22 protein-coding genes are annotated in these 25538 nt (G+C 54.4%); 8 read left to right on the top strand and 14 right to left on the bottom strand.

What is annotated here, in order from left to right:
* Positions 1-60: 60 nt before the first annotated feature.
* The 7 genes from BUE18_RS19450 to BUE18_RS19420 all read right to left on the bottom strand — a co-directional run bounded on the left by BUE18_RS19450 (position 61) and on the right by BUE18_RS19420 (position 7486).
* On the bottom strand, positions 61-1107 hold the full coding sequence (locus tag BUE18_RS19450; protein WP_073477849.1) for an acyltransferase family protein: 1047 nt from the start codon (positions 1105-1107) through the stop codon (positions 61-63).
* 312 nt (positions 1108-1419) lie between these two features.
* The gene (locus tag BUE18_RS19445; RefSeq protein ID WP_073477848.1) at positions 1420-2733 is read right to left on the bottom strand and encodes an arylsulfotransferase family protein; all 1314 of its coding nucleotides are present in this window, start codon (positions 2731-2733) and stop codon (positions 1420-1422) included.
* A gap of 385 nt (positions 2734-3118) precedes the next feature.
* Entirely contained in the window at positions 3119-3643 is a 525-nt protein-coding gene (locus BUE18_RS19440; RefSeq protein WP_073477847.1) for a hypothetical protein, read from the bottom strand.
* Positions 3644-3671: 28 nt separating this feature from the next.
* On the bottom strand, positions 3672-4862 hold the full coding sequence (locus BUE18_RS19435) for an acyl-CoA dehydrogenase family protein (RefSeq protein ID WP_073477846.1): 1191 nt from the start codon (positions 4860-4862) through the stop codon (positions 3672-3674).
* 101 nt (positions 4863-4963) lie between these two features.
* Positions 4964-6058, bottom strand: a complete 1095-nt coding sequence (locus BUE18_RS19430) for an acyl-CoA dehydrogenase family protein (protein WP_073477845.1) — start codon at positions 6056-6058, stop codon at positions 4964-4966.
* 498 nt (positions 6059-6556) lie between these two features.
* Positions 6557-6826: a DUF3781 domain-containing protein gene (locus BUE18_RS19425; RefSeq protein ID WP_073477844.1), complete on the bottom strand. Its 270-nt coding sequence runs from the start codon at positions 6824-6826 to the stop codon at positions 6557-6559.
* A gap of 24 nt (positions 6827-6850) precedes the next feature.
* Positions 6851-7486 carry a DUF7986 domain-containing protein gene (locus BUE18_RS19420; RefSeq protein WP_073477843.1) on the bottom strand — a complete coding sequence of 212 codons (636 nt, stop codon included), beginning with the start codon at positions 7484-7486 and terminating at the stop codon, positions 6851-6853.
* A gap of 109 nt (positions 7487-7595) precedes the next feature.
* On the opposite strand from BUE18_RS19420, the gene BUE18_RS19415 reads away from it, so the two are divergent.
* From BUE18_RS19415 to BUE18_RS19390, 6 genes are all read left to right on the top strand, one after another.
* A complete protein-coding gene (locus BUE18_RS19415) occupies positions 7596-8006 on the top strand; it encodes a nucleotide triphosphate diphosphatase NUDT15 (RefSeq protein ID WP_073477842.1) in 411 nt (136 codons plus the stop codon).
* A gap of 395 nt (positions 8007-8401) precedes the next feature.
* Positions 8402-8770, top strand: coding sequence for a response regulator (locus BUE18_RS19410; protein ID WP_170868414.1), 369 nt, complete (start codon positions 8402-8404; stop codon positions 8768-8770).
* A gap of 240 nt (positions 8771-9010) precedes the next feature.
* Positions 9011-9772 (top strand): glycerophosphodiester phosphodiesterase family protein, encoded by a 762-nt coding sequence (locus tag BUE18_RS19405; RefSeq protein WP_170868413.1) that lies wholly within the window; start codon positions 9011-9013, stop codon positions 9770-9772.
* Positions 9773-10242: 470 nt separating this feature from the next.
* On the top strand, positions 10243-12183 hold the full coding sequence (acs, locus tag BUE18_RS19400) for an acetate--CoA ligase (RefSeq protein WP_073477839.1): 1941 nt from the start codon (positions 10243-10245) through the stop codon (positions 12181-12183).
* Between the two features lie 108 nt (positions 12184-12291).
* Positions 12292-13560 (top strand): mechanosensitive ion channel family protein, encoded by a 1269-nt coding sequence (locus BUE18_RS19395; RefSeq protein ID WP_073477838.1) that lies wholly within the window; start codon positions 12292-12294, stop codon positions 13558-13560.
* Positions 13561-13720: 160 nt separating this feature from the next.
* The gene (locus BUE18_RS19390; RefSeq protein WP_073477837.1) at positions 13721-15451 is read left to right on the top strand and encodes a glycosyltransferase family 39 protein; all 1731 of its coding nucleotides are present in this window, start codon (positions 13721-13723) and stop codon (positions 15449-15451) included.
* Between the two features lie 21 nt (positions 15452-15472).
* On the opposite strand, the gene BUE18_RS19385 is transcribed toward BUE18_RS19390, so the two are convergent.
* The 5 genes from BUE18_RS19385 to BUE18_RS19365 form a co-directional block, all read right to left on the bottom strand.
* The gene (locus BUE18_RS19385) at positions 15473-16603 is read right to left on the bottom strand and encodes an Acg family FMN-binding oxidoreductase (protein ID WP_073477836.1); all 1131 of its coding nucleotides are present in this window, start codon (positions 16601-16603) and stop codon (positions 15473-15475) included.
* 83 nt (positions 16604-16686) lie between these two features.
* On the bottom strand, positions 16687-17313 hold the full coding sequence (locus BUE18_RS19380; RefSeq protein ID WP_073477835.1) for a TetR/AcrR family transcriptional regulator: 627 nt from the start codon (positions 17311-17313) through the stop codon (positions 16687-16689).
* A gap of 141 nt (positions 17314-17454) precedes the next feature.
* Positions 17455-20259 carry a PAS domain S-box protein gene (locus BUE18_RS19375; RefSeq protein ID WP_083611159.1) on the bottom strand — a complete coding sequence of 935 codons (2805 nt, stop codon included), beginning with the start codon at positions 20257-20259 and terminating at the stop codon, positions 17455-17457.
* A gap of 194 nt (positions 20260-20453) precedes the next feature.
* A complete protein-coding gene (locus tag BUE18_RS19370; protein WP_244549346.1) occupies positions 20454-21413 on the bottom strand; it encodes a TRAP transporter substrate-binding protein in 960 nt (319 codons plus the stop codon).
* A gap of 141 nt (positions 21414-21554) precedes the next feature.
* Positions 21555-21914 carry a cupin domain-containing protein gene (locus tag BUE18_RS19365; protein ID WP_073477832.1) on the bottom strand — a complete coding sequence of 120 codons (360 nt, stop codon included), beginning with the start codon at positions 21912-21914 and terminating at the stop codon, positions 21555-21557.
* Positions 21915-22237: 323 nt separating this feature from the next.
* Here BUE18_RS19365 and BUE18_RS19360 point away from each other — a divergent pair, with 323 nt between their 5' ends.
* Positions 22238-22615 (top strand): response regulator, encoded by a 378-nt coding sequence (locus BUE18_RS19360; protein ID WP_083611158.1) that lies wholly within the window; start codon positions 22238-22240, stop codon positions 22613-22615.
* A gap of 9 nt (positions 22616-22624) precedes the next feature.
* Here the strand turns inward: BUE18_RS19360 and BUE18_RS19355 are convergent, their stop codons facing one another.
* Positions 22625-23656 (bottom strand): DHH family phosphoesterase, encoded by a 1032-nt coding sequence (locus BUE18_RS19355; RefSeq protein WP_073477831.1) that lies wholly within the window; start codon positions 23654-23656, stop codon positions 22625-22627.
* 308 nt (positions 23657-23964) lie between these two features.
* Here BUE18_RS19355 and BUE18_RS19350 point away from each other — a divergent pair, with 308 nt between their 5' ends.
* On the top strand, positions 23965-24735 hold the full coding sequence (locus tag BUE18_RS19350; RefSeq protein WP_073477830.1) for an SDR family NAD(P)-dependent oxidoreductase: 771 nt from the start codon (positions 23965-23967) through the stop codon (positions 24733-24735).
* A gap of 12 nt (positions 24736-24747) precedes the next feature.
* Here BUE18_RS19350 and BUE18_RS19345 read toward each other — a convergent pair whose 3' ends face one another.
* Entirely contained in the window at positions 24748-25401 is a 654-nt protein-coding gene (locus BUE18_RS19345; RefSeq protein ID WP_073477829.1) for a HEAT repeat domain-containing protein, read from the bottom strand.
* Positions 25402-25538 lie beyond the last annotated feature (137 nt).

The following is a 25538-nucleotide window of genomic DNA, read 5'->3' as shown; positions in this document are numbered from 1 at the left end:
GTGGAAATCCGGGATCAATCCTTCCGCGGCGAAGATTTTTTCCTCGCCAGTCCGCACTGATCATCCTGTAAAAACCGTTCTAATGAATTTTTGGCGGCCCTTTTTCATGGGAATCTTTTTGACGGCCCATTCGACAATCATGGTTTGCATGTAAACGGTTACAACCGCCAAGGCGTAAACCAAAAAGTATCTGGTTATGATGCTTGAATACAGCTTGATGTACTGAAATATCAAAATAAACATCCAATGCCATAAATAAATCCAAAGCGTTGACCGGCCTATGAAGCGGAACAGGCGAAAATTCATGATTTTTGGATTTCGGAAACGCACTATGTAATAAAGAATAATCGTCATGAGCATTGCGTAGGAAAAATAATATATCTGGGGAGGATTTTTAAACAGTTGCGTTTGAACGAATTTGCCTGCGTATTGATAGATCAGCCAAGTATATATAATGTAAATGGATAGGGCGATTACCATATGAACTAGCAAGGATATTTTCCCGAAAAACCGAGCCCGCAGCCCGTACAGAAAAATGCTGCCGTAAGCCATTGCCGGGGCCATTACGCTAAAAATCAGGGTTATGTTGATTTTCTCCCGGTTCAGAAAGCAAACTCTGATTAAAATCTCGTAGGAGAAGTATATCAGAAAGATTACGATATAAAAGACGATATCCTTCTTGGAGATCTTATTGAAATAATTCAAAAGCGGCGCAATGAGCGCGACAATCGCCAGGGTCCTGATTATCCAAATACCGACTTTGGTCCCGCCAATGAGGGTGATTTGCGATATTATAATATTTAAGTCCGGCGCTTTGTCGTAAAGCAAGTAATAGACGAAATTATGCAGCGCCAGGAATATCCAGGTGGGAAGGATGATTCTATTGAAGCGGGATAAGGCGTATTTAAAATACGAAGTATAGCGTGCGGATGAAAACTCAGAAAAGGATATGCCCGCCAGAAAAACCATCAAGGGGACGTCAAAATTTCTAAGCTGGAAAAAGAGCGGAGGAAGATTGACGTGCGCTCCAATGATGGCGGAAATTCCGATAAACCTTAAAAAGTCGTAGCCTGCGTTCCGTTCCCGGGTCAAAGCATTGCCGTTCATAAGACTCTTTTGTAAAATGATATCTGGATGAGACGCCCGCGGGCGATTTTAAAAAGAAAGGCGAGCCCCTGCCTTGTCCGGCGCCTGCAACGCGAACTCCGCCTTAACGCTCAGAGGCGTTGGGGGCGCCATAGTGGTTTTCAGGGGGTTCCAAGGCCGTTTGGCATGAAAAAATCTCACGCCGATTCGTATATGATTACCATTAAACTGGAAAACTTGCAATTTTGTTTTGGGGCAGGCGAATAATTCCTGCTGTTTACGCGCGACCTAACGCGGCGCCCAGGTTAGACGCCGTTCTTGCTATGCCTAAGATTACTCGCCCTTGCAACGGGATTCGTACCGATCCAGGTCTGCTTGCTCGACATAATAGGCATTGGTGACGATGAGCGACCTGTCGTCATAGAGATTGATGAAATGGGTGATTTTTCTTCCTTGGGCGTCCAAATGATAAAACTCAGGCGGATTGGCGAGAAACATCATGGACCCGTCCTTTAAAAAACGATGGTTTCCCGTTATCCTGCGGTGGATATTATACTGTTCCCCGTCAACAATCGTTTCCCGGCCGCCGTCAAAGCCCACATATTCTATGAGGGTGGCGTCAAAATGGGTGCGGTTGTTGAATACGGATATGCCGTCGGCGTGCCATCTTGGAGAGTGTTGACGGTCAAAGCGCTCCATCCACAAAATCTTGGCGGTGCGGGGATCCACCACCATGACGGCGTCCAGATGCCTGAAGCTGAGCAGCAGGGCGTCTTTGGGAAACCTGGAACAGACGCCTTTATTCAGCATCACCGAATTCTGATGATACGGGTCATCGCATCGGTAGGCCTTTGTCTTGTTTTCCAAATCCGGATCCTTCTCGTCATAAGCCGTATTTTCCCTATAGTCATCGGAATAACGGAAGGCGTCATTCAAGGGAACCCTTAAAAGGCTAATGTCCGGATTGTTCAGGATAAGATCGCTCATTTTCAAAACGGTTTTCACGCTTTGATCATGCAGATCCACGGCCGCCACAGCGTCACCCCTCCAGAGGTACACCTTGCCTTCGTACTCGTCCATTTCGTGGTGGAAGCCGCTGGGCGGGATTTCCCATTTCAAATCGCCGCACCAGGAATAGCACCTGAGGGCGTCCGAATTGTTCGTGATTAGGTCGCCCTCTGCGGTTATGAGCATGCGCCTTACGTGCTTGCTTTGCTCCAGGAAGGGGATTTTCCATGATCGTTTGACGGTGCGGCCATCCACGCCCATCAGCAGGGCGTAAGGGGAAATGTCGCCCGAGGCGTCGTGAAAAACGCCGTAAACAAGATAGGCCCCGTCTTCTTTCGCCGTGAGCAAAATCGGCAGATTCTTCTGGCCGGCATAAAAGAAATCGGGCGCAAGCGATTGATCCGCCCCTATGACGTTATATTTCCCCCCCTCAAACTGGATGGTGCTCTGGGAAAACACCCCTTGAAGTCTTTTTAAAAACGGGGTGTCGTCAAAAGGATCCCCTTTTACAAAGTCTTCAAGCTGGACAAGATAATCCCCCGCCAGATTCCATGGGAAGCACTCATACCTTGCGAAGAGCACGCCCCAGATAAAAAACAGAACTGCCACAATATAAATCAACGCGAATCTGGATTTCATTAAGCGACCTTCCTCGTTGGCGATTCCCAAATCGGATCCGGAAATGGCGTGCGTCTTTGGGGAAAATGAATGTACCTCACACGGAGGTCATACCAGAATTAACCAACAGACGTCACGGCAAAAAGGGAGCGAAGGGATCGCCCTGCCAAGCAGGGCCGTCGGCGCATGCGGCGTCCTTCTAAAAAAGGCGGCGCCCGTAATGGCCTTTCCGGATGGCTATATCTTTTGGGAGGACAGGCAATCGGAGTCTTGCGGCGGGTTGGGCGCCGGGGGGCGGGATCATGGGAGTCAAGCATCCCCGGCAATAGTCAAAAGAGGTGCATCCAGAGGATGTGAGATAGTCGGGGACGCCGGCCGGCAGGCTTCCGGCCGGCGCCCCACCCCCCTACACCATGCGGCTTTTTAGTTTCGCCCTCTTTCGATTCAGCTTGGCCATTTGGTTGTTTGTTTCCAAAAACCAAGCCACCATGGCCGCATCCCCTGCTAAGAGTAAGTTTCCGTCTATGATTGCATTTTTAAGAACCTTTGGCTTGCCCATGGCCATGTCGGCCATGATTTTGCATCCGGCCGGAATGGTTTTCCAGATCAGGGAGAAATCCGGGTCCGGGCCCTTTTGGGCCATGGTCCTGATTTTTCCGCCGGAAAAGCAAAACCACCTTTGGGAGGCCCCCTCCTTGTCCTTCATAAGCAGGGTGAACTCCTTTTCCGCCAGACGCTCCTTAAAGGAATCGTGGCGGAAGGCCGTCATCCTGAACAGCCAGGTGTAACTGTACATGAGATTGGCAAAGCCCATTTGCAGGCCCAGGCTTTCGGCCTTTTTATAAGCGGAGCCGGCCACCGGCGTTTTTAACAGGCCTTTTCTCAAACGCCCTGCGCGGGCGGTCTGCTTTTTTGTAAAATCTTCGAACATGGTCCCTCAAACGCAAAGTTCTACATGGTTACTTCAACTCGTTCCTGGAGAGTTTCAGGATGTTCCGGGCCACGATCAGGTGCTGGATCTGGCCGGTGCCCTCGAAGATGTCCAGGATCTTGCTGTCGCGCATCCATTTTTCGGCCAGGTGCTCGCGGGTGAAGCCCATGGAGCCCAGGAGCTCGCACACCTTTTGGGTGATGAGGGTTCCTGCGCGGCCGGCCTTGGCTTTGGACATGGAGGCTTCCACGTTGTTGAAAATCTTTTCGTCAGCCATCCAGGAGGCCTTGTAGGTCAGGAGGCGCATGGCTTCCAGGTTGGCTTCCATCATGTAATATTCTTTTTGCATGGCGCTGACGTTGTTGGTGTTTTCGTTATAGTCCAGGGCTATGCCTGCTTCTTCCATTTTTTGCTTGAGGAACTCCAGGGAGGCGCCGGCCACGCCGTTGGACATGGAGGCCACCATGGGGCGGGTGTTGTCAAAAGTCTTCATGACGCCCTTGAAGCCCTCGGTGGATTTCTTGACTTCGGCGCTGCCCAGGATGTTGTCCTTGGGAATGCGGCAGTCTTTGAGGAAGAAGGTGCCGGTGTCGGAAGCCCGGATGCCCAGTTTGTGCTCCAGCTTTTCCAGGGTGAAGCCGGGGGTCCCTTTTTCCACGATAAAGGACTTGATGCCCGCCTTGCCGGCGCTGGGGTCCACGTTGGCCCAGACAACCACGGCGTCGCAGCGGTCCGCGCAGGTGACGAAGATCTTTTCGCCGTTCAGCACCCATTCGTCCCCGTCCAGAACGGCCGTTGTCTGGATGGAGCCGGCGTCGGAGCCGGAGCCGGGTTCGGTGATGGCCATGGCGGCCCATTTGGAGCCGAAGCGCTCCATTTGCTCGTCCGTGGCCACGGCGACGATGGCTGCATTGCCAAGGCCGGCGCCGGGGATGCTGAGCATGAGGCCCACGTCGCCCCAGCATATGGATTCCACGGTGACGGCCTGGCTCATATTGGAGCCGTTTTTTCTTTCCGCACCCTTTTTGGGTTTCTCCTCCCCTGCTTTTTTCTTGGGGCGGCTCATGACGGGCATGCCCTTGAGCACGTCCAGCTCCACGGGGTAGGTGTGCTCCGCTTCGTCGTATTTCCGGGCGATGGGGCGCAAAAGCCCTTCGGCGAAACCCTTCATCTGGGTTTTCAGGTTATCCAGGTAATCAGGCAGTTCCAGATTTATCATCACATCCTCCTGTTCATCTTAGGGATGATTCATTGCATATTTGAAACGCGGCGGCGGATTTAGTAAACACGCCTCCGCTTGCAGCGACGGCTTAACGGCGCTTAGGCCATGGACAAGGCTTCCACGCAGGCGATGCTCCGGGCGTTCCGGTACAGGCGCTCCACGTTCATTTCCCGGATGTACCCGTGTCCGCCGAGAATCTGGACGCCGTAGTCGCAAATTTTCATGGCCATTTCACCGGCGTACAGCTTGGCCAGGTAGGCTTCCCGCTTGGCGCTCTTGCCGGCTTCCAGGCGGGAGGCGGCCTGCCAGGCCATGAGCCGGATGGCGTCGGTCTCGTAGGCCATTTCCGCGATCATAAAGGCGATGGACTGCCTGTGGGCGATGGGCTCGCCGAACTGCTCCCTTTCCACGGCGTATTGCTTGACGATGTCCAACGAGCAACGGCACATGCCGGCGGCCATGGAGGCCATGGCGACCCGGGAGCGGGCCAGGACGCGGTCGTAATCCACGCCTTTGTCGCCGCCGATGCGGGCGTCTGCGGGAACCTCGCAGTTTTCCAGAGTGACGGTATTGGTTTCCAGGCTGTAAAGGCCCAGGTTTTTTTCCTTTTCGCTTATGGTCAGACCTGCGGCGCCCTTTTCCACCACAAAGAGGTTGTTCTCGCCGTCCAGGCTGGCGGAGACCAGCATCTTTTCCGCCTGAGAAGCGCAAGGCGCAAAGCATTTGACGCCGTTCAAAATATAGGAGCCGTTTTTCTTTTCGGCCGTGGTCTTGAGGCTCACCGCGTCCGCTCCGAAATGGGGCTCGCACATGGCCATGGTGTAGACGTGGTAGTCGTCGGTGCAGGCATTGGGCAAAAGAGCTTTTTTCTGATCTTCCGTTCCCATGTCGTTGATGGGCGTGATGAACAGGGAGGGCGCAGTCACGGCCACCGCATAGGCCATGTCTCCGTAGGCCAGCTCCTCCAAAACCAGGGCGGATAAAATGGGGGAATCCTCCATGCCGTACCCCCCGAACTCCTCGGGCACTCCGGACACGGAGCATCCCAACTCCCAGGCCTTTTGGACGGCGCTCACGGGAATCTCCCCGGCTTCGTCCATTTCGTGTGCGTTGTCGGCGATGAGATCCTTCACCAATTTGGAAAAGGAGTCCTTCACCATTTTTTGTTCTTTGGACAACGACAAATCAAACATAGTACCCTCCATCTGTGTTCGTTTTGCTATCGATTGGGAAAATACCGGGCTGGCGCATCGTGCGTCCTTAAGGGGGCCGGTTTGGAAGAGCGATCCGGCCTGTTTTTGGGACGGCCCGGTCTGAGCAGGCGCTTTATTTAGACTGACGTGTCAGTCTTTCGGCCATCATAAAGATTTTTTTCGCTTAGTCAATCTTTTTTTGAACATATGGTCACTTTTTTTGCAAGTAAAACTAAAAGGAAAACTAGTGCTTTTTTTGATTTAACAAAAAATCAAGGAGCTAATTAGTTTTGGATATATAATTGAATAAACGCGATATTATTTAGTAATAATTGACTGAACTAGTAAAATTGAAGTTCCAATACTGAACGGATGTTTTCCATGGGCGCCCATGGATGACGCCAGGGGCGCCTGCCGCCGAACGATTTGAGGGGCTTTGGCTGCCGCCTCCATTAGAGACGTCCGGCTTCGGGCTGCGCTCGCCGTCCCCAACATCTTTTAATCATTTGTTATTTTTTTCGCTGTAATAATGGTGAGCGAATTGGCATTAATGGTTAAGACGGCGTTAAACTCCGGACACGCGAAATAGTGATTTTTACCCTTGCGGTCTATTGCAGCAATGGGCGTTGCCAAAATTATCCTTCGTAAAAGTGTTTCCGTTTCCATATCGGTAAAATGCGTTATCCCAAGATTTTTCCTGATCCTCATAAACCCCAATTGGGTGTTCTTGAATTGCTCCGCTATGGTTGTTCTCAGACCTTCGTCCATTCCCTTTGCCCTTCCTCCGCCTGACTAAAAGGACGAACGGAGCACTTCCCGCCATTTGAAAATTACCTCCTCATTATATGCTCGCTCCTGCTTTTCGCCGATGTTTTTTTCTTCCGGCCCAAAATCGCTTGGTTCTTCAAGCCGCCCGACAACAAGATTCGCCCCTGTGTGCATTCGAACGTCCAGGTAGGGAAAGGTCCTCAGCCCAATCACCAGTCCCTGGGCTTTTTGTTTCGCGATGGAACGGTCAAGGATAAAATGCTCTCCGCCGTTTAGGAGATCCCGGCCGACAAAACCGGCAGGGCGGACAAGCTCCTTGACCCAAAACATGGAGAACCGGGCCTGGACCATGGCCTCCAGCAGGCGTCTTTCGTCACTCCCCTGGGAATGGCGGTTGCGATTCAGCATTTGCCGGACAAGGCTTATTCCCCGGGGGCGGTGCATGTAAATCAGATAATCATGATAAACATCGCTTTCCAACTCATGTTCAAAAACCACGACCTTTTTGCCGTCCTGCCTGGCTAACATTCCCAGGCGTTTGGCGCAGGCCAAAAATGCGTCCTTTTTCGCCAGCCCAATAATTTCCATTTGCAGTTGGGTCAATATGGGCCAGACCCTTTTGTATTCTTTTACGGTCTTTTCCAAGTCATTGGGAATCATGGTGCGTTTTCTCTCCTTGGATGAAATTATTTGTAAAATAGCATACAATCAAAAAAGAGCATAGGAGTTGACATTGAGAAGTCCGGATTTTTAAGAAGGAGCCGAGGCCATGGAAAAAATCCCCCGCATTGGGGTGGCGGTAATTGTCTATAAAGAGGGCGAGATTTTGCTGGGCTTAAGGAAAAACGCCCACGGAGAGGGAACCTGGGCCTTGCCCGGCGGCCACCTGGAGTTTGGGGAAAGCCCGGAGCAGTGCGCCGTCCGCGAAGTCATGGAGGAAACCGGCATGGCCGTGAAAAACGCGCGGCCCGGCCCCTACACCAACGACCTGTTTGAAAACGAGGGCAAGCATTACATCACCCTGTTCATGGTCTGCGAGTATGCTTCCGGGGACTTGACCCTGCGGGAGCCCCACAAGTGCTCCCAATGGAAATGGTTCTCCCCGGACGCTTTGCCAGAACCTCGTTTTTTGTCCCTGCAAAATCTCATAAAGGCGGGCTTTCCCTTGCCGGGTCTGTAGCCGTAAGCGCATTGCGGCTCACTTCTAGAATGGGAATGTATTTGACCGGCCTTGGATCATTTATTCCCGCCATGCAGGAAAATTGACGTTTTTTCAAATTGTTACCCAGGATTTTTGACGCTGAAAATATGTGAACTGATTTTTCATTTTCCGTCCAGGCCTTGAAATCCGCAAAAATACATCATTTAAAAGCCTTAATAAAAGGTATTTTATTCGTACAAAGTTAGTAAATCCCGCATTTAAAGGGAGTTATGGATTACTATGGCATACTAATTGCTTCCATTCAATGCATGGTATGCTGTTTATCAGTGTCTACATACAAAACATCGGGCGGGGCTCATGGCCCGCCCCTTTTCCGGCCCGGCCGGATAACCCGGACACAGGACATGAAAGCCATGAAATCCCGTATTCTTGTTGTTGACGATGAATCCATGATTCGCGACATGCTGCGCCAGGTTCTTGAATCGGACGGGTATGAGGTCTATGAGGCCTCGGATGGAATGGCGGCCCAAAGCATTTACAGAGAAGAGCCCATGGACATGATCATCACGGATCTTTCCATGCCGGAGCGAAACGGCCTGGAAGTGATCGATGAAGTGACCAGGAGCTTTCCCAACGTCAAAATCATCGCCATGTCAGCCAATGCCTCCGGGGGCTGCGGGGTGGATCTGGCCTCGGCCCGGAACAAGGGGGCGCACAGGACCTTTCCCAAGCCTTTTGGAATGGGGGACCTGAAAAGCGCGGTCAAGGCCTTGCTGGCCTAGCCCCGGGATTCCGGGGCTTCCCCCATGGGCGATTATGGCGCCGGAACCCGCGGAGGGCGGGGCTGTAGGGCCTTTACGCTTCTCCACCGGACTTTTTCTTTCCAATTTTTTTCCATTATGGACTTTATTAAATCTTCCCGTGTGTTTATATTAGTATAATAGAATTTATTCGCGCTCTTTAACTATTTACCAAGGCTTCCAAATTATATGCCAAATTCAGCGCCCGTCAGGACCAATCATTTGGATTCGCAACCTACCTATCAGTCTCTGATCATCGCCCACCGCGGCGTCCCTGAAGCGGCCAGGGAAAACACCCTGGCGTCCTTTGAGGAAGCGTGGAGCCAGAATGCGGACGGGATAGAAACCGACGTGCACCTTACCCGCGACGGCCGGATCGTCTGCCACCACGACCCGGTGATATCCCGCACTTTGTTCGGCGATCTTGAAATCGCCAAGGCGTCCTACAAAAAGGCCAAACGCGCCTTTGGCAAGGGAATCCGGGAAGGGGAGCACCTGCCTTTGCTCTCTGAGGTTTTGGAGACTTTGCCTGAAGGAAAGCGTTTGTTCATAGAAGTCAAATGCGGCCCTGAAATCGTTCCGGTTTTGAAACAGACTCTGGAAGAGTCTCCCGCGCCCCTGGAGGACGTCGCCGTCATCTGCTTTAACCCGGAGGTCGTCCGCGATTGGAAGGAGGCCGTCCCGGAGGTGAAGGGCTTTTGGATTTCCAGCTATTTAAGGGAAACCTACCTGCCCTACCAGGCCAACACGCCTTCCGGCCTATTGAAAAAGGCCCGGGCGGCCAACGCGGACGGCATCAGCATCGAGCAGCAGGAGTCCCTGGACAAAACCCTGGTGCAGTATTTGAACAACCAGGGCCTGGAGGTTCATGTGTGGACCGTGGACGCTCCCCAGCAGGCGTGGTGGTACCGGGGCATGGGGCTGCATTCCATCACGACCAACCATCCTGAAAAGGTCCGGGAGTATTTCAGCCGCAATGCATAAGGACGGCGGCGGCGCATAATGGGGAGAGCGGCGCCATTTCCAGGACTTAAGCCCGCGCCCCAAGGTTTAGTCAAACCATAGTGCAATTTGACTCCCGGTCGAAGCGCAGTTCCAGGGGGGAACGGGTTTTATCCAGCAACTCTCCCTTCTTACGGGCCTGAACGCCGCTCACACAAGAAAAGTGTTTTCGAGTGAAATTTTCAGCCAATTTTTTTGTGGTCATAAAACCTTTGGATGTGATACCTTTGACTCAACCTTACCGGAAATCATCCTGTCGGCCGGCGGGATGTTCCCCGGCTTTATCCAAGCAGTTCAGCCGTAATCTCCAAGTTGCCTCTGGCTAGTAAATATCCTTTTTCGACGTTTTATTTCGTCTCTTTTAAAATCAAGCCCCCGCCTGTAGTGGGTTTCGTGTTTGGAAGCTGTTCGCTGTTTGTAACAGGAAACGTTTCAGCAAAGGAGAAGCAAGTATGTCAAACGACCTTTTCACCGTCCCTGAAGATTGGCGAAAGAACGCATGGTGCGACGACGCGCGCTACCAAAAAATGTATGAAGAGTCCGTCAACGATCCCGATGCATTCTGGACTCGGGAAGCGCAGCGCATTGACTGGTTCGAGCCCTTTAGCAAAGTCAAGAATTCCAGTTTTAACGGGGACGTAGACATCAAATGGTTTTTGGACGGCAAACTGAACGTGGCCTACAATTGTTTGGACAGGCATCTGGAGAATCGGGGGGATCAGACAGCTATTATTTTTGAGGGCAACGAGCCCGGGGTGGAGGAGAAAATCACCTATCGCCAGCTTTACGAGAGGGTGTGCCGTTTCTCCAACGTCTTGAAATCCTGCGGGGTCAAAAAGGGGGACCGGGTTTCCATCTACCTTCCCATGATTCCCCAGCTGGCGGTCGCCATGCTGGCCTGCGCCCGCATCGGCGCCATCCACTCCATCGTGTTTGCGGGATTTTCGCCCGACGCTTTGGCGAACCGAATCACGGACGCGGAGTGCACCATTCTCATTACCGCGGATGAGGGCCTGCGCGGCCCCAAGGCGATTGGCCTGAAAGAAGCCGCGGACGAGGCCATGGACAAAGCCGGCATGGTCAAAAAATGCATTGTGGTCAAGCACACCGGCGCGGACGTTCCCATGAAGGCGGGGCGGGACGTCTGGTGGCATGATTTGACTGCCAAGGAAAGCACGGAGTGCCCGCCTGAGCATATGGATTCGGAGGACCCTTTGTTCATCCTGTACACTTCCGGGTCCACGGGCACGCCTAAGGGGGTGCTGCACACCACCGGCGGTTATATTGTGTATACATCCCTCACCCACCAGTACGTTTTCGATTATCACGACGGCGACATATACTGGTGCACGGCCGATATCGGCTGGGTGACGGGCCATAGCTACATCATATACGGCCCCCTGGCCAACGGGGCCGTCACCATCATGTTTGAAGGCATTCCCAATTATCCGGATTTTTCCAGGTTCTGGCAAATCTGCGACAAGCATCAGGTGAACATTTTCTACACCGCGCCTACGGTGGTCCGGGCGCTCATGCAGCAGGGGGACGAGCCGGTCAAGGCGACTTCCCGCAAATCCGTGAGGCTGCTGGGCACGGTGGGCGAGCCCATCAACCCGGAAGCCTGGCTGTGGTATTACAGGGTGGTGGGCGAAGAGCGCTGCCCCATTGTGGACACCTGGTGGCAAACCGAGACGGGCGGCATTATGATTACCCCTTTACCCGGCGCAACGGACTTAAAGCCAGGTTCGGCCACACGGCCTTTTTTCGGGATTCAACCGGCCCTGATAGATAAGGAGGGCAATCAACTGGATGGACCGGGGGAAGGATATCTGGTCATGCTGGACTCGTGGCCGGCCCTGGCCAGAACCGTATACGGCGACCATCGGCGGTTCAAGTCCACCTATTTCATCCAGTGTCCCGGAACCTATTTCAGCGGCGACGGCGCACGCAGGGACGAGGACGGGTATTACTGGATCACCGGGCGCATCGACGACGTCATCAACGTGTCAGGCCACCGTTTGGGGACTGCGGAGATCGAAAGCTCCCTGGTGGCGCACCCGGCGGTGTCTGAAGCGGCCGTGGTGGGCTTTCCCCACGACATCAAGGGCCAGGCCATATACGCCTACGTAACCCTGTCCTCCGGTTTTGAGCCGTCGGAAGAACTCAGAAAGGAGCTTTCCCTGTTCGTCCGGAAAGACATCGGCCCCATCGCCACGCCCGAGGTGCTGCAGTTCACCGACAGTCTGCCCAAAACCCGGTCGGGCAAGATCATGCGGCGCATCTTGCGTAAGGTGGCGTGCAACGAACTGGACAATCTGGGCGACACCTCCACCCTGGCGGACCCGGCGGTGGTGGAGGCCCTGATTAAAAACAGGATTGACGCCTGCGGGTGATAATTTGTAAGATCCGCCATTATGGATCTAAAACTCAATAACAACTGATACCAAAGCGCGGCCGTTCCCAATTACGGCCGCGCTTTGCTTTTTTGCGAGGATTGCTTGATGGCCCAGCTTCAATGGATGGAACAAATGCTGATGAAGGCGGAGTTATCGCAGGCGGCCGCCGAATTCCTGGCCAGGATCATCGTTGTCCTGGCGACGGTCATTCTCAGCGCCGCCGCCCTTTACGCGGCCCGCCGGGTGGCCGACACCGTCATCCCCAAATTGAAGGCGGCCACCAAAACCACCTTGGACGACCTTCTGGTTGAGCATAAGGTGTTCAGCCGGCTTTCCCTATTGGCGCCCGCCCTGGTGGTGCATTTCGCCCTGCCCCTGCTGGCCGCGGGATACCCCCAGGCCCGGCTGGCCCTGCAAGGCGGGCTCAGGCTGTATTTCATCATTGCGGGCATGCTGGTGATCACGGCGCTGGTCAACGCTTTGCACGCCATGTATCAAAACCTGGCCGTTTCCAGGGAAATCCCCCTGACCAGCATCGTCCAGGTCGTCAAGATTGCGGTTTACTTCATCGCCCTTATTTTGGGCATTTCCGTGGTCTTCAACAAAACCCCGGTATACTTCATCAGCGGTCTTGGCGCCATGACCGCGGTTCTCCTCTTGGTGTTTAAAGATCCCCTTTTGGGCTTTGTGGCGGGCATTCAGTTGATCTACAACAAAATGCTCAAGCACGGAGACTGGATTGAAATGCCCAAATACGGGGCCGACGGAGACGTGGAGGAAATCACCCTGACCACGGTCAAGGTGCGCAATTTCGACAAGACCATCAGCACGGTGCCCACTTACGCGCTCATCAGCGATTCCTTCAAGAACTGGCGAGGCATGCAGGAGTCCGGCGGCAGACGGATCAAACGGGCCATACACATTGACATGAACACCATCAAATTCTGCACGGACGAAATGCTGCAGCGGTTCTCCCGCATCCGCTACATCGCCAAGTACATGGAAGACAAAGGCGTTGAACTGGCCGAACACAACGCCGCCCTGGGATCGGACGGAGAAAACAAGATCAATTGCCGCCGGTTGACCAACATCGGCACCTTCCGGGCCTACGTCATCGCTTACCTGAAAAACCACCCCCTGGTTCATCCGGACATGACTTTTCTCGTTCGGCAGCTTCCGCCCGGAGAAAACGGCCTGCCGCTTGAAATCTACGTGTTTTGCAAAGACAAGGCTTGGGCCAATTACGAAGCCGCCCAATCCGATATATTCGACCATCTGCTGGCGATTCTGCCGGAATTCGACCTGGGAGTCTTTCAAAACCCCACGGGCAGGGATTTGCGCAACTGGGGCGCATTCCAAAGCAGGGAAGGATAAACGGCCCCTGTTGTATTCTCGTTACTCCATTTTGGCGGACAGCTTGTTATTTTGGGTTGTGTATAGGGCTCCGGTGCATTAAGTAAGCCCACAGAATTATCATGCTCCGTTTCCCACTCTCTCTGATAACAGCTTTGCCGGAATTGGACGTTTTACTGGGATGAAAAAACACTACCCTCTGATCGAAATCAGCGGCCTTGCCGTAATCGGCTGCATTCTTTATATTTTTGGACGCCTTCACTTCTCAGCCGCGTTTTTTGGAAAAATAGCCCCCCATCCCCTCTGGACGGCGCGCGGCCCGATGTGCGATCTTTTTTTCTCGGTCTGGGGGACGATTTTCATCGCATTGGCCTTGTCGGCTTTTTTTTCTCATAGGAGAAAATCAGGAACCCTGGCGGCAAAAATTACGGATTGGAGCAGGCTGCTTTTTTCGGAAGCCGTGGACTTGCTGAAATGGACGGACAGCCGGACCCAATTCCGGCGGGAATGGGCCTGGATCGGCGCTTTTATGCTGATCGGCGCGGGCATCAGGGTGTATTTTGCTTTTCAGCCCATGCGATTTGACGAGGCCCACACATTCCTCCAATTTGTCAATAACGGCGCTCTATATCTGTTCTCCTATCCCGCGCCGAACAATCATGTTCTTCATACTTTGTTCGTCAAACTATCCGTGACGCTGTTTGGAACCGGTCCTTTCGCCATCCGGCTGCCGTCCATCGCCGCCGGAGTATTGTGCATTCCAGCCGTTTTTCTGCTGACGCGGCTAATCCTCAAATCCAAAGAATCCGGCTTTTTTGCTGCGGCCTTGACGGCCGTCCTTCCGTATTTCATATTGTACAGTTCCATGGCCCGGGGATACACCATCCTTTGCCTGCTAAGCATTTGCCTTGCTATTGCAGGGCTCAGGCTGGCGGAAAAGCCCAACCTCCCCTCATGCTTTCTATATTCTCTGATTATCAGCCTGGGCATGTTCGACGTCCCCACATTTCTTTTTCCGGCCGCGGGAATAACCCTCTGGACGGCGGCCTGCATGCAAATTAACGGGGTCCGTCTGAAAGACATCGCAGCCGGTTTTGTTGCGCCCTGCGCCGCCTTTAGTCTTGCAGGCGCCCTGTTCTTATACACTCCCGTGATCATCGCAAGCGACGGGGTGAGCCACATAATCAGCAACAAGTTCGTCAAGGCCAAACCCTGGGGATTCTTTCTGGAAAAACTGCCGGAGCATTTCGCCCAAACGGGAAATCAGATGGCCCTGGGGCTGCCGCCGGTCGTCCTGATTCTGCTTTTTATTATACTGGCTTTGGGCCTGCTTCATTTATCCCGCCTAAAAAACCAACAGGGATTCTGGCTGGCGCCCATCATTTTTGTATGCAGCTTTATTATTCTGTTGGCCAAACGGTCCATACCTTTCCCTAGAACATGGATATACCTGCCGCTCTTCGCCCTTGTTGCCATGGACGCGGGCTATTGCCTGTTGGCTGCCAAATTCAAAGAAAAAGGGAAAGGCGTTTTGCTGGCCCTTTCCCTGGCGGCCGCCTTTGTGACCGCCGTCCAGGATCCCGTAACCATTAATCCGGCGACGGGGTATTTCCCGGATGCGCAGAAAGTCGTGAACTACCTGTCGACCCACATGAAAAAGGGAGACATGATGGTCCCTCACGGCCACAATTCGGATGCAACCACCGAATACTATATGTATAGGGCGGGGCTCCCCAACGTCGAAAATGAGCACGATCTAAAAAAAGGGGCGACTATTTTTTACGTAACCAAAAAGGGTTTTTTTCCCGAAAACAAGCTAGGTCCAAACCCGACACCCTCGTTTGAGACGGAAGATGCAGAGGTGTTCGCTGTCGTGTACGGAGAAGACGCCCCCGGCGCAGCCGCCGACTGAAAACGCCCCTTTCCTGACGGATTAGACCGCCGCGGGGCCGCGCACAAAACTCGGCAATGGACGGCGTGGACTAACCGGCTTGGGATATTTTTCCACATACCCCGCCCGCAGCACAAACTGCAGATGCATGGGCCGGCCGTGGCTGGCGGCGATAACATCCTGGCCGGTCGCCTCTTCCAGAACCTGGGTCATGGGATGAATTCCAATGCCGAGAGCCCTGGCCTCCAGGGCCATGCGCTCGAAGCGCCGTCCCGTTTCTATGAGGTCGCTGACCGAATCCCCGCGGCTTGTGACGACGATCCAGCCTCCGCCTTCGGCGGCCGTTTTGGCCGCGAGGTCCGCGCCCTGCTCCCTGAAAGAGTGCTTTAAAAAATCCTCCGGCTTTCCGAAGTTCCGTAAATACCAGCCCGGCGCGCCGCTGATTTCCATGCCTGCGACGGTTAATCCATCCCTGTGTTCTATTACGGAGCGGTTGGACAAACGCAGCCACCTGACCAACTCCTTTTGAGCGTCGTCCCGAAAGGATTGGGTGCGAAACGCCTCCGCAGTCGCATCCCGAATGCAGGAGGCGTGCCGGGAACCGCGGGGAAAATAATGGGCGAACCCTTCCATATGCCGAAAAAGGGCCTTTAAGTCCTTAGAAGAGATTTCCCTGGACGCCTGCCCCTTTTTGACGGTGCGGCGCAGGCGCATCAACTCCACCGGAAAGGGCCGGCGCCTGTCTGGGAATAGGGAAATCCGCACAATATCCCCGTCCCCCCGGCCTTCCGCCATGGTTTCCGCTTCCGCCCGGAAGCCCAAAGAGCCGGCCGCCAGGGATAAATTCTCCACAAAAGCGCCCAAAGACAAAAGCAGTTCCCGGTTTTCGGGATCCACCGCAGGCAGCCGGCGGGCGGAATCAGCCTCCACCATCCAACGCCCCGGGCCTGCAACCCGCACTTTCCATGGCTGGCTGTTATGGCCGCTGGGCGCCAGGCTGGCCAGATGAAGCATTTCCTGTTCAGGGCCCTCGAGAAAAGACAGGGAATTGTCCGGAAGCGCCTCCCGGCGTAAGGCCTGGGGATGGGAGGCGCAGGCGGCAAGCAAAGGCCCGGCGGCGAAAGCCAGGCCAGCGGCCATGGCGCCTTTCATGAAGTTTCGTCGACTGTTCATCGTTCTCTCCTTTTGTCACTATTTGGTGACATTATAGATAAAAAAAACGCGCGCTCCCTAGCCCGGATTTTACAAGCTCCTGACTAGTCCCGCGCCTGCATCAGCCTTGCAACCCCCTCCACCACAAGATCGATCCCGTTTTCCAAGCGCTTCCAGCCTTCCTGGTTTTCCAGATCAATCCCGTTATACCAGCGAATCCTGCGGCTCCGGCAGATCAGATAGCTTAGACCGGCGCCCATCAGCCCCACCACCGCCATGACGTCCACGGTCTCCTCGCCCACTTGGAGAAACAGCTCGGCGAAGCGCAGCATCCGGGTTTCCCGGATGATCTCCAGCTCTTCCGTGAGGTTGTTGCGCTCCACCATCTCCCAGGCCATGATCTCCTGGGTCAAAGGCCGCTTGCGGATGCCCTTCAGATAGTTCCGGCCCATGATTTTGAGCTTTTCCTCCAACGGAAGAACCCGGTAGGCGTCTATGTTCCCCCCGGCCAGCTCCTCCATGGACGGCCAGAAGTCCCCCTCCTGCCCAAAGGCTTTGATGAGCCCGGGCATCCCGCCGAAATAGCGGTAAATCAACACCTTATCCACGCCTGCCTGCCTGGCGACGGCGTTGACGCCCAAATGGGTGAAGCCTTTTTCCGCCAGCACCTGGCCCACGGCGTTGATGAGCTTGAGCCTGGTGGCTTCTCTATTTCGGGTGGGGTTTTTCATGGTGATCCTTTTTCTTTCGCATCCGCCATCAAGTCACTAAACGGTGACTTAATGCATGCAGCCCCATGCCGTCAAGTTTTTTTTCTTACCCCTCCCCAAAAAAAACAAACGAACGGATGCCAAACTGAGATGCGCGCAGGATCAGGAAGGCCGGGGATCTTTACCGCCTGAAACTCGTGCCCCCTGAAGCTTCGAGGCGGAGGACGGCTTTTTGAATTTTGAGGCGGACGCCGTTTTTTCCCCGTCCAGGATCTTGCGGACGTCCTTTATGAATTCGTCAAAGGCGAAAGGCTTCATGATCATTTTGCGAATGCCGGCGTTTTCAAAGGACCGTTCGTCTCCGGCGTCGCTGCTGTACCCGGTGCATAAGATTACGGGCAGGCCGGGGCGCACCTTCATGATCTTGGTTGCCAGCTCCAGGCCGGTCAATTCCGGCATGGTCTGATCGGTGACCACCAGGTCAAATTGTTCCGGGCCGCTCATAAACCGGGCAAAGGCCTGGGCGCTGCTTTGATGGGCCGAGACATGGTACCCGTAATGGCGAAACAAGGCCGTGTAAGACTCCAGGAGATCGGATTCGTCGTCCACCAGCAAGATGGTTTCGTCGCCGGCCACATCTCCTGCCGCGGACTCCTGAATTTCCTCTTTTTCCAGGGTTTCGGGCAGATAGACTCTGAAGCACGCCCCTTTTCCCGCTTCGCTTTCCACGGTGACGGCGCCCTGCCCTGCCTCCACAATGCCGTGGACTACAGCCAGCCCCAGGCCGGTGCCCTCTCCTTTTTCCTTGGTGGTGTAGTAAGGGTCGAAAATGCGTTTTATGACGTCAGGAGACATGCCCTGGCCCGTGTCGGCCACGGAGAGCCGGATATATCTCCCGGGCGACAGGTTCATATGGGGCGCGGCCTCCCCCGGCGGCAGATAAACCGTATCCAGCGAAATATCCAGAACGCCGCCGTTTTTCCGCATGGCGTGCTCCGCATTGCCGCAAAGGTTCATGAGCACCTGATGAATCTGGGTGGGGTCCGCCATGACGCGGCCCATGTTCTCTTCGGCGCGGTATTGAATCTTGATGGTGGAAGGGAGGGAGGCGCGAAGCAGCTTAAGGGCTTCCCGGGTGATAAAAGGCAGGGAGACGGGCGTTTTTTTGTGCTCCGTATTGCGGGAGAAGGTCAGAATCTGGCGAATCAGCTCCCGGGCCCGCAGGCTGGCCTTTTTTACGTTTTCCAGGCGGGTCACGTTTTTTGTCCGGTCGTCGGGCTCCATGAGCATGGCCTCGGTGTAGGCCATGATGGCTGACAGGATATTGTTGAAATCGTGGGCGATGCCGCCGGCCAGCGTGCCCACGGCCTCCATTTTCTGGGATTGGCGCAATTGGGATTCCAGGAGCTTTTTCTCCCGGGCCACGGCCATGGATTCGGTGATGTCCCGGCCCAGGCCTTTGAAGCCGATAGGGTTGCCCTCCTTGTCCCGCATAAGATACGCGGAGATTTGGGCGATTTTTTCGGCTCCGCCCTTGGCCAGGACGGGAAAATCCTCCAGCAGCGCCGCCTGGCCGGAAGCGTAAATGGTGGAAAATGCCCCGAACATGCGGTCCCCATCCATGGTCAGGTTGTACCATCCTTTTTCCAGGTCCAGCAATTCCTCCCTGGAATATCCGGTAAAGCGCATGACCGCGTCATTCACGAAGGTGAAGCGCCCGAACAAGTCCAGCTCAAAATAAAGCTCTTCCATGCTGGCCAGAATGGCCCGATACCGGGCCTCGCTGTGAGCCAAAGCCTGCTCGGCCATTTTTCTGGCGTTAATGTCCTTGAAGGTGACCACGTAACCGGTCAGGTCTTCGCCCTCATGGCGGATGGGGGACAGGCTTATGAGAATCTGAATCCGGGTTCCATCCCTGCGCACCAGGGCGGTTTCCATTCCCGAAGGCCTGCTGACGGCCGACGAATTGGCGAAAGCCCGGGTCAGCATGGCCTTATCCTCAGGCGCCCAGTATGCATGGGGGGGAGACATGTCCAGGATTTCCTCCCGGGAAAACCCGGTCATATGACAAAAGGCCGGATTCACTTCCAAATGCCTTCCCTCGGGGCTGAATACGGCCAATCCGTCCTGAAGGGACTTGATGAGGCTTTCGGCGAAATCCCTGGACTCCTTCAATTTCTCCATGATGCGGAGATTCTGCTCGATCTTCAGGCTTAAATCCTGATTGGCGCGGGTGATTTCCCGGGTGCGCCGGGCCACTTCCTGCTCCAACTCCTGATTGGCCCGGTTAACCTTTTCGTGCTCCGTAAGCAGTTGATGATTCAGCCAGAAGCTCTTGCGCTCAAAATATTCCATGGAATAGCAGGTGAGCATGCCCACCACGCTGGCGCAGATCAAAAGAAAATTGTTGCCGATTAGAATCGCAGCAGGCGTGTAAATCACCCACACGGTCACTACTTCGTAAAGGATGACAAGCCCCCATCCGGCCAGGGAGGCCCAGATGAAACGGATTTTCGTGAAGGTATAGGCATGGATGAAAACAAGGATCAGCCCCACATAATAGGCGAAGTTAAGAGGCGGCGGAGCGATGATCAAAACCATGACAATGCCCGCCCCGGTGATGAACATGACGGCGGCCAGCACCGGCTGCATCACCACCTTAAAAAACCTTGCATAGGTGAGGAAAAGAGCCAGGGTGATGATAGGGCCGACGATCAGAAAACGGATGGTGAATACGGCATTGACCGTTGAATCGGCCAGAAGCCGGGAATCCAGCAAGCCGAAAAAGAGGTAATAAAATAAAATCAGGTAGAGCGATCCCCGGGCCTGGCTCAGGGACTTTTCAAAATACTCGTCCAGGAAAAGCGACTCCAGTGCTTTATCCTTGCCTGTAAAGCGCAAGGTAACGGGGTTGAAGTCCATTGTCCGGGATGACGCCCCGGCTGTTTCCTGGCCCGTCCTTAGCATGCCGCCCTCTGGAATTAAATACCAAATATTCTATTGATTGGCTAGTATAATAGGCTGTGAAATAGATTAAATCAAGGTTTTTAACACAGTTCACAAAAAACCATAAAAAACCACTTAACCCAACAGCTTTTAAGGGTATAAAGATGACAAAACATCCAAGAACCGGAAAGACTCCCGGACGCGGGGCGGGCTGCTTAAGGAGTGGGGGTCCGATAGGCCTCCAGGTGAGCCTGGACCTCATCCAACAGCTCCTGGGAGAACATGACGCCGGTCATTTCCTTCCACACGGGCAGGGCTTGCCGCCGCATGCTTTCCAGATTCCCGGGAGTCGCCCGGACTTCCTTAAGGCCGTATTGCAGCATGGCTTGGATGCTTTTTTCATTGTCCTCCCGCACGCCTTGACAGAATTTATCCTGCAATTCCATCTGACGGCTTAAAAGGCGATTTTGGTACTTTTGGGGCAAGGCGTTCCAGGCCTCCATGGAAGCGGCGATGGGGGCGGGAGAGTAACGGATTTTAATGGGGTTGACGTAGCGGAGGATGGAGTAAAGTTGGGTTCCGGCCACCCATATGGCGGGAGCGATGCCTGCGTCGGCCTCGCCTTGCCGCAAAACGGATGCAGCCCGCGAGACCTCCACGCTGACGGCTTTGGCGCCGAGCCGGTGCAAAAGAATCTCTTCCATGGGGCCGTACCAGGCTATGAAGGAGGCCTTTCTCGTATCTTCGAGAGAAGCAATGGGATGCCGGGTGGAGTATATCTGATCAAAATCCTGATCGTTCCATAAAAACAGCTTCAGCCCGTTGCGGGCCGCAGCCTCATCCAGGACGGGCTGCATTTTTTCCTTGATGAAATCCACCTCGGCGTAGTCGTTAAACAAAAACGGCAGTTCAAACAGGCCGAACTCCTTGCACAGCAGGGTTGCGCCCTGACCGGCGAAGCCTCCCCCGGACAATCGCCCGCTCTTGATCATGGCGACCACGTCCGCGTCCTCCCCCAGCACCCCGCCCCAGTATACTTTGACGAACAGTTCGCCTTCGCATTCCTTCAGGATAACGGGAAAAAGGATCTCCTCCACTTGGCGCGCCCATCCTACGCCTCTGGGGGCGAGGGTGGCGAATTTCCATTTATAGGAGGCGTCAGCGCCGTTAGGCATGCTGGCCGCCTGCGATGCGGCCGGGAAAATCCAGGTTATGGACAGAAGAAAGACGACTAAAACAGACTTGATTTGTTGCATAGGTTCCTCAAACAGCCGGCATGCGGGGCGCGCCTCCTGATAACTCTTTCATGGAAAGCGCTACAGCAATTTTGTATCTTCATGGGAGTAAGGCGGCGAGCATATGCAAAGAATGCGCATGTCCCCGTCTCCCGTATTTTCCACTTGATGAGGGGTTCCGGGCGGAATGAGCGCCGTGCTTCCCCTGCGAACTTCCAGCTTTTCGGCGCCCAGGGTCATGACTCCGCTTCCCTGGGTGACATGATATATCTCTTCCACCGCCTCATGCAGGTGGAGCTCGCTTACCAGCCCCGGCGCCAGAACGGCCTCAGCCAGACTGGTCCTTCCCCCCCCGTGAACGGCCGGATGCAGCAGTTCGCGGATCAAAGTTTGGTCCTTTGTGACATAAGGCGCTATGTGATCGTATTCGGTTTTTATCATGGCTGTAATGTACCTTATCGGCGTCCTTAGTACAAGCATTACACCGGAGATGGAACGATCTTCATTATTCTTTAACGCTTTTAAGCGGCTCCATCCATGGTCTGTCCGAAGGCGCGCTTACAGGCCCGTGCAAGGCGGCGCCGCCAGTTTCCTCTTGAGAGCCCCTGCGCCGCCGATTTGTTGACAAAAGCCCTAACGGCGCCGTAGTCTGATTACAAGCGTGGACATGTAATGAAACAGCGCTTCCGCATGTATTCGAAAATCGGCTTCGGCAATTTTTTTGATCCGCCCTGTCAAGCCACTCTCTTCGGAAAGGATGTACGATGACCATAGATATCAAGGTGCTGGTTGTCGACGATGATGAACCAGTAAGAAACAGCCTTGTCAATTTTTTGGAGGACGAGGGTTTTGAGCCGGTTTCCGCCGAAAGCGGGGAGCAGGCGTTGGACCTTGCCGCCAAAGAACATTTTGACGTGGCCATCGTGGATATGCGTTTGCCCGGGATAGACGGGGACACGGTGGTGCTGGAGGCGAAGAAAATTCAAAGCCATTTGAAGTTTATCATTTACACGGGCTCCGACGATTATTACCCCCAAAACATCCTGATCGACATAGGCATGAAGCCGGAGCATGTTTTTTACAAGCCCTTGCGCAACCTGGATGTCCTGTCCCAAGCCATAAGAAGCCTTATGGCCGAATAACCGCGTCACCTACAATTTACGATCCACCAAAGGGACTATCTGCGAACCCTCAATGCCCAGGTTTTTTCTCACCACCTTGCGAAAAGCCTCGAGCCTTTCCTCCTCCTGCTCCTTGGGCACGGAAATGCGGCCCGCGCCTGCTCTTTCGTGCCCGCCGCCGCTGCAACCGAAAGCGCCTGCAATCTTTTTGGCCAGAGTTCCCGCATTGCGGTTTTTTTTGCACCTGATGGAAAAAAACAGGCCGTCCTCGTAAAACGCGCAGCTAACGGTATACTCCGATTCCTCCAGGCTGTGAAACAGGTCCGCCATTTCCGCCACGTGGTCCGGGGTGTTTACCCTGCCCAGATAGACCAGGCCCACTTTGGCGCTTTCGGAAAAAGACGCAGAAGCCCGGTAAAGCGTTTTGAAGAAGTCGATGTTCCTGGGAGGATGCTCGATCTGGGCCAATAAGCGGTGCTCTATGAGTTCAAAGAGCCTGCGGTAGGCCACCAGGTCTTCGGGCAGGACGTCCATGGCCATGTCCTGGGTGTCGGTTTTAATGCCGTAAAACAGGGCGGTGGCCAATTTAAGGGAAAGGGGGCATTTGGCGGCGAAGAGATAGTGGGCGATCAGGGTGGAGGTGGCGCCTATCCGGGTGTGCACTTCCTTGAAGCAGGATTCGGGCAAAAAATCCGCCTCGCCGTGGTGGTCGAACACGGCGTGGACCTTGACGTCCTCCGGAAGCGACATGTTTCCCCCGCCCGGAAGGGAGTCCACCATAATGATCTTGTCAAAGCCTTGCAGGTCGATCAGGGCGAAGGGGGTGGTCTTGATGTCCAGCAGCTGCATCATCATCCGGTTTTCGGCCCTGCCTACAAAGCCGCCATGGGTGATTTCCCATCGGTCAACCCCCCAATAAGTCAGGAGATTTCCCAGGCCGAACCCGGAGGCCAGACAATCCGGATCAGGATAGTCATGCACCGCAATAAGAACAGACCTGGCAGGCAGAATATGCTGCTTAAAGGCCTCAACCCTGGCTGTAAAATCCTGCAACCCGTCCATTTTTTCTTCCTTTTTCCTTGATTTTTCGCCGATTGGGGGGTTAGATCATAGAATCCTAAAAACTGCAAGGTATGGAGGGGGTATAGCTCGTAAGTTTTTCATTAAACGCTGAAGGATCGCCGGCGAAAACCCCGCCTTGGGGGAGCCGCGCCAGCGCCCGCCTTCAACCATCCCTTGTTTTTTTCGGGTTTGAACAGACAATTCTTTACCCCCCACAACGTAATTTCCATTGCGCCGGGCCAGGTTCGCCCGGGTGCATGGGGCCGGCGCCGCCGGTCCGGGATTAAAGAAAAAGGAAGAGGTGCGCTGTGGACATCAATGGGAAAAAAATCATTTTGACCGGGGCTTCCTCGGGCATTGGCCTGGATCTTCTTCAACGTCTCACCCGCTTTGACTGCAAAATCATAGCCGTGGCGAGAACCATCGAAAACGTGGATTTCGACCACCCCAACGTCGTAAAATTTCCGTGCGATATTTCCGATCCGAAAAAAATGGACGAGCTGTTTGACTTCGCCCTCGCGCAATGGGGCGACATTGACATTTACATAGCCAATGCCGGCTTCGCCTATTATGAACGGATCAACAACCCCGACTGGAAGCACATAGAAAAAATATACCAGACCAATGTGTTTTCCAGCTTTTACGCGGCGGAAAAGATGAAGGAAATCAACAAGAACCGCCCATTCAGGGTGGTGGTGACGGCCAGCGCCATGAGCTTTTTGTCGCTGCCCGGCTATTCCTTGTACTCCTCCACCAAGGCCGCTATCCGGGGCTTTGCAACGGCCTACCGGTTTGAGCTTGCAAAGGATCAAAAGCTCCAGCTGGTATTCCCCATTGCCACCAGGACCAGCTTTTTCAAGGAGGCGGGGTCGGGCACGCCCGTGCCCTGGCCGAGCCAGGAGCCGGAAAAGGTTTCAGCAGCCATCATCCGGGGCATTCAAAAAGACAAGGACTCGATTTTTCCATCGACCTTGTTCAACAGCATACGGATAGCCAACGGATACCTGCCCTTTTTGTATCCGTTCATTGCCTGGTTCGAGGCCCAAAAACTGTACAAGTGGGAGTCGAGCCAAAAATAGCGGCCGTTCCGGTTAATAATGCACCATGGCCTCGTAGCCTTCCCGGGCCAGTTCCGGGCTGATGAACGGTGATTCGGCCTTGGACAAAACCTTGCCCGCAAAGTGGGAGGCGTAAATGGTTCCGCCCTCCATGGCCGGGTCGGGCCAGCATTTGTGGGCGTTGCGCATAATATTGGTCAGCCTGTCCACGTGGACGCGGGTCAACTCCGGGCCGCGATAAATCAGGAAGGTGACGGCCTTTTCCCGGACCATGCGTTCGTCGTCGGACAGGGCGGTGATGATGGGGTCCAGGGCGCAAGGGCTGTCAATGCCGCCCAGAGCGTCAATGGCCGCCAGCCGCACGTCCCGATCGCGCATGGTGCTCATTTCGGTCAGGTGCTGTATGGCCATATCGCCCAATGTTGACATGGACCGGATCGCCGCCAGGGTCTTTTGCTTCTTGGCATCGGCTGCGCCGGCGGACGCAGCCGCCTTTTTCGTGGGCTGGACCGCCTGCTTTTGGGCTTGCTCAGCCGGCTTGGGCGCCGGCGCCTGGACCTGCTCCTGGGGCTCTTCAAGCCGGGCCCCGGCGTTGGATTCCGTTTGCTGGACCGTTGCGCAGCCCCACAAGGCCGCCAGAACCGCTGACATAAGGCATAAGCTGACAAACCGGACTATTTCTTTCACGGACTCCTCCTGCATGCAGTTGGGTGATTTTTTTCAAACTATACATCATGCATTTTTGTGTACAAGAAAAAATTTTATTCCCGGCGGTCAATTGAGCTTAAACTTGTTGGCGAATCGATTCCCGTGCTATCATGGAC

Source organism: Desulfatibacillum alkenivorans DSM 16219 (assembly GCF_900142135.1).
GTDB classification, from domain to species: domain Bacteria; phylum Desulfobacterota; class Desulfobacteria; order Desulfobacterales; family Desulfatibacillaceae; genus Desulfatibacillum; species Desulfatibacillum alkenivorans.
This window is presented reverse-complemented; position numbering and strand designations above follow the sequence as displayed.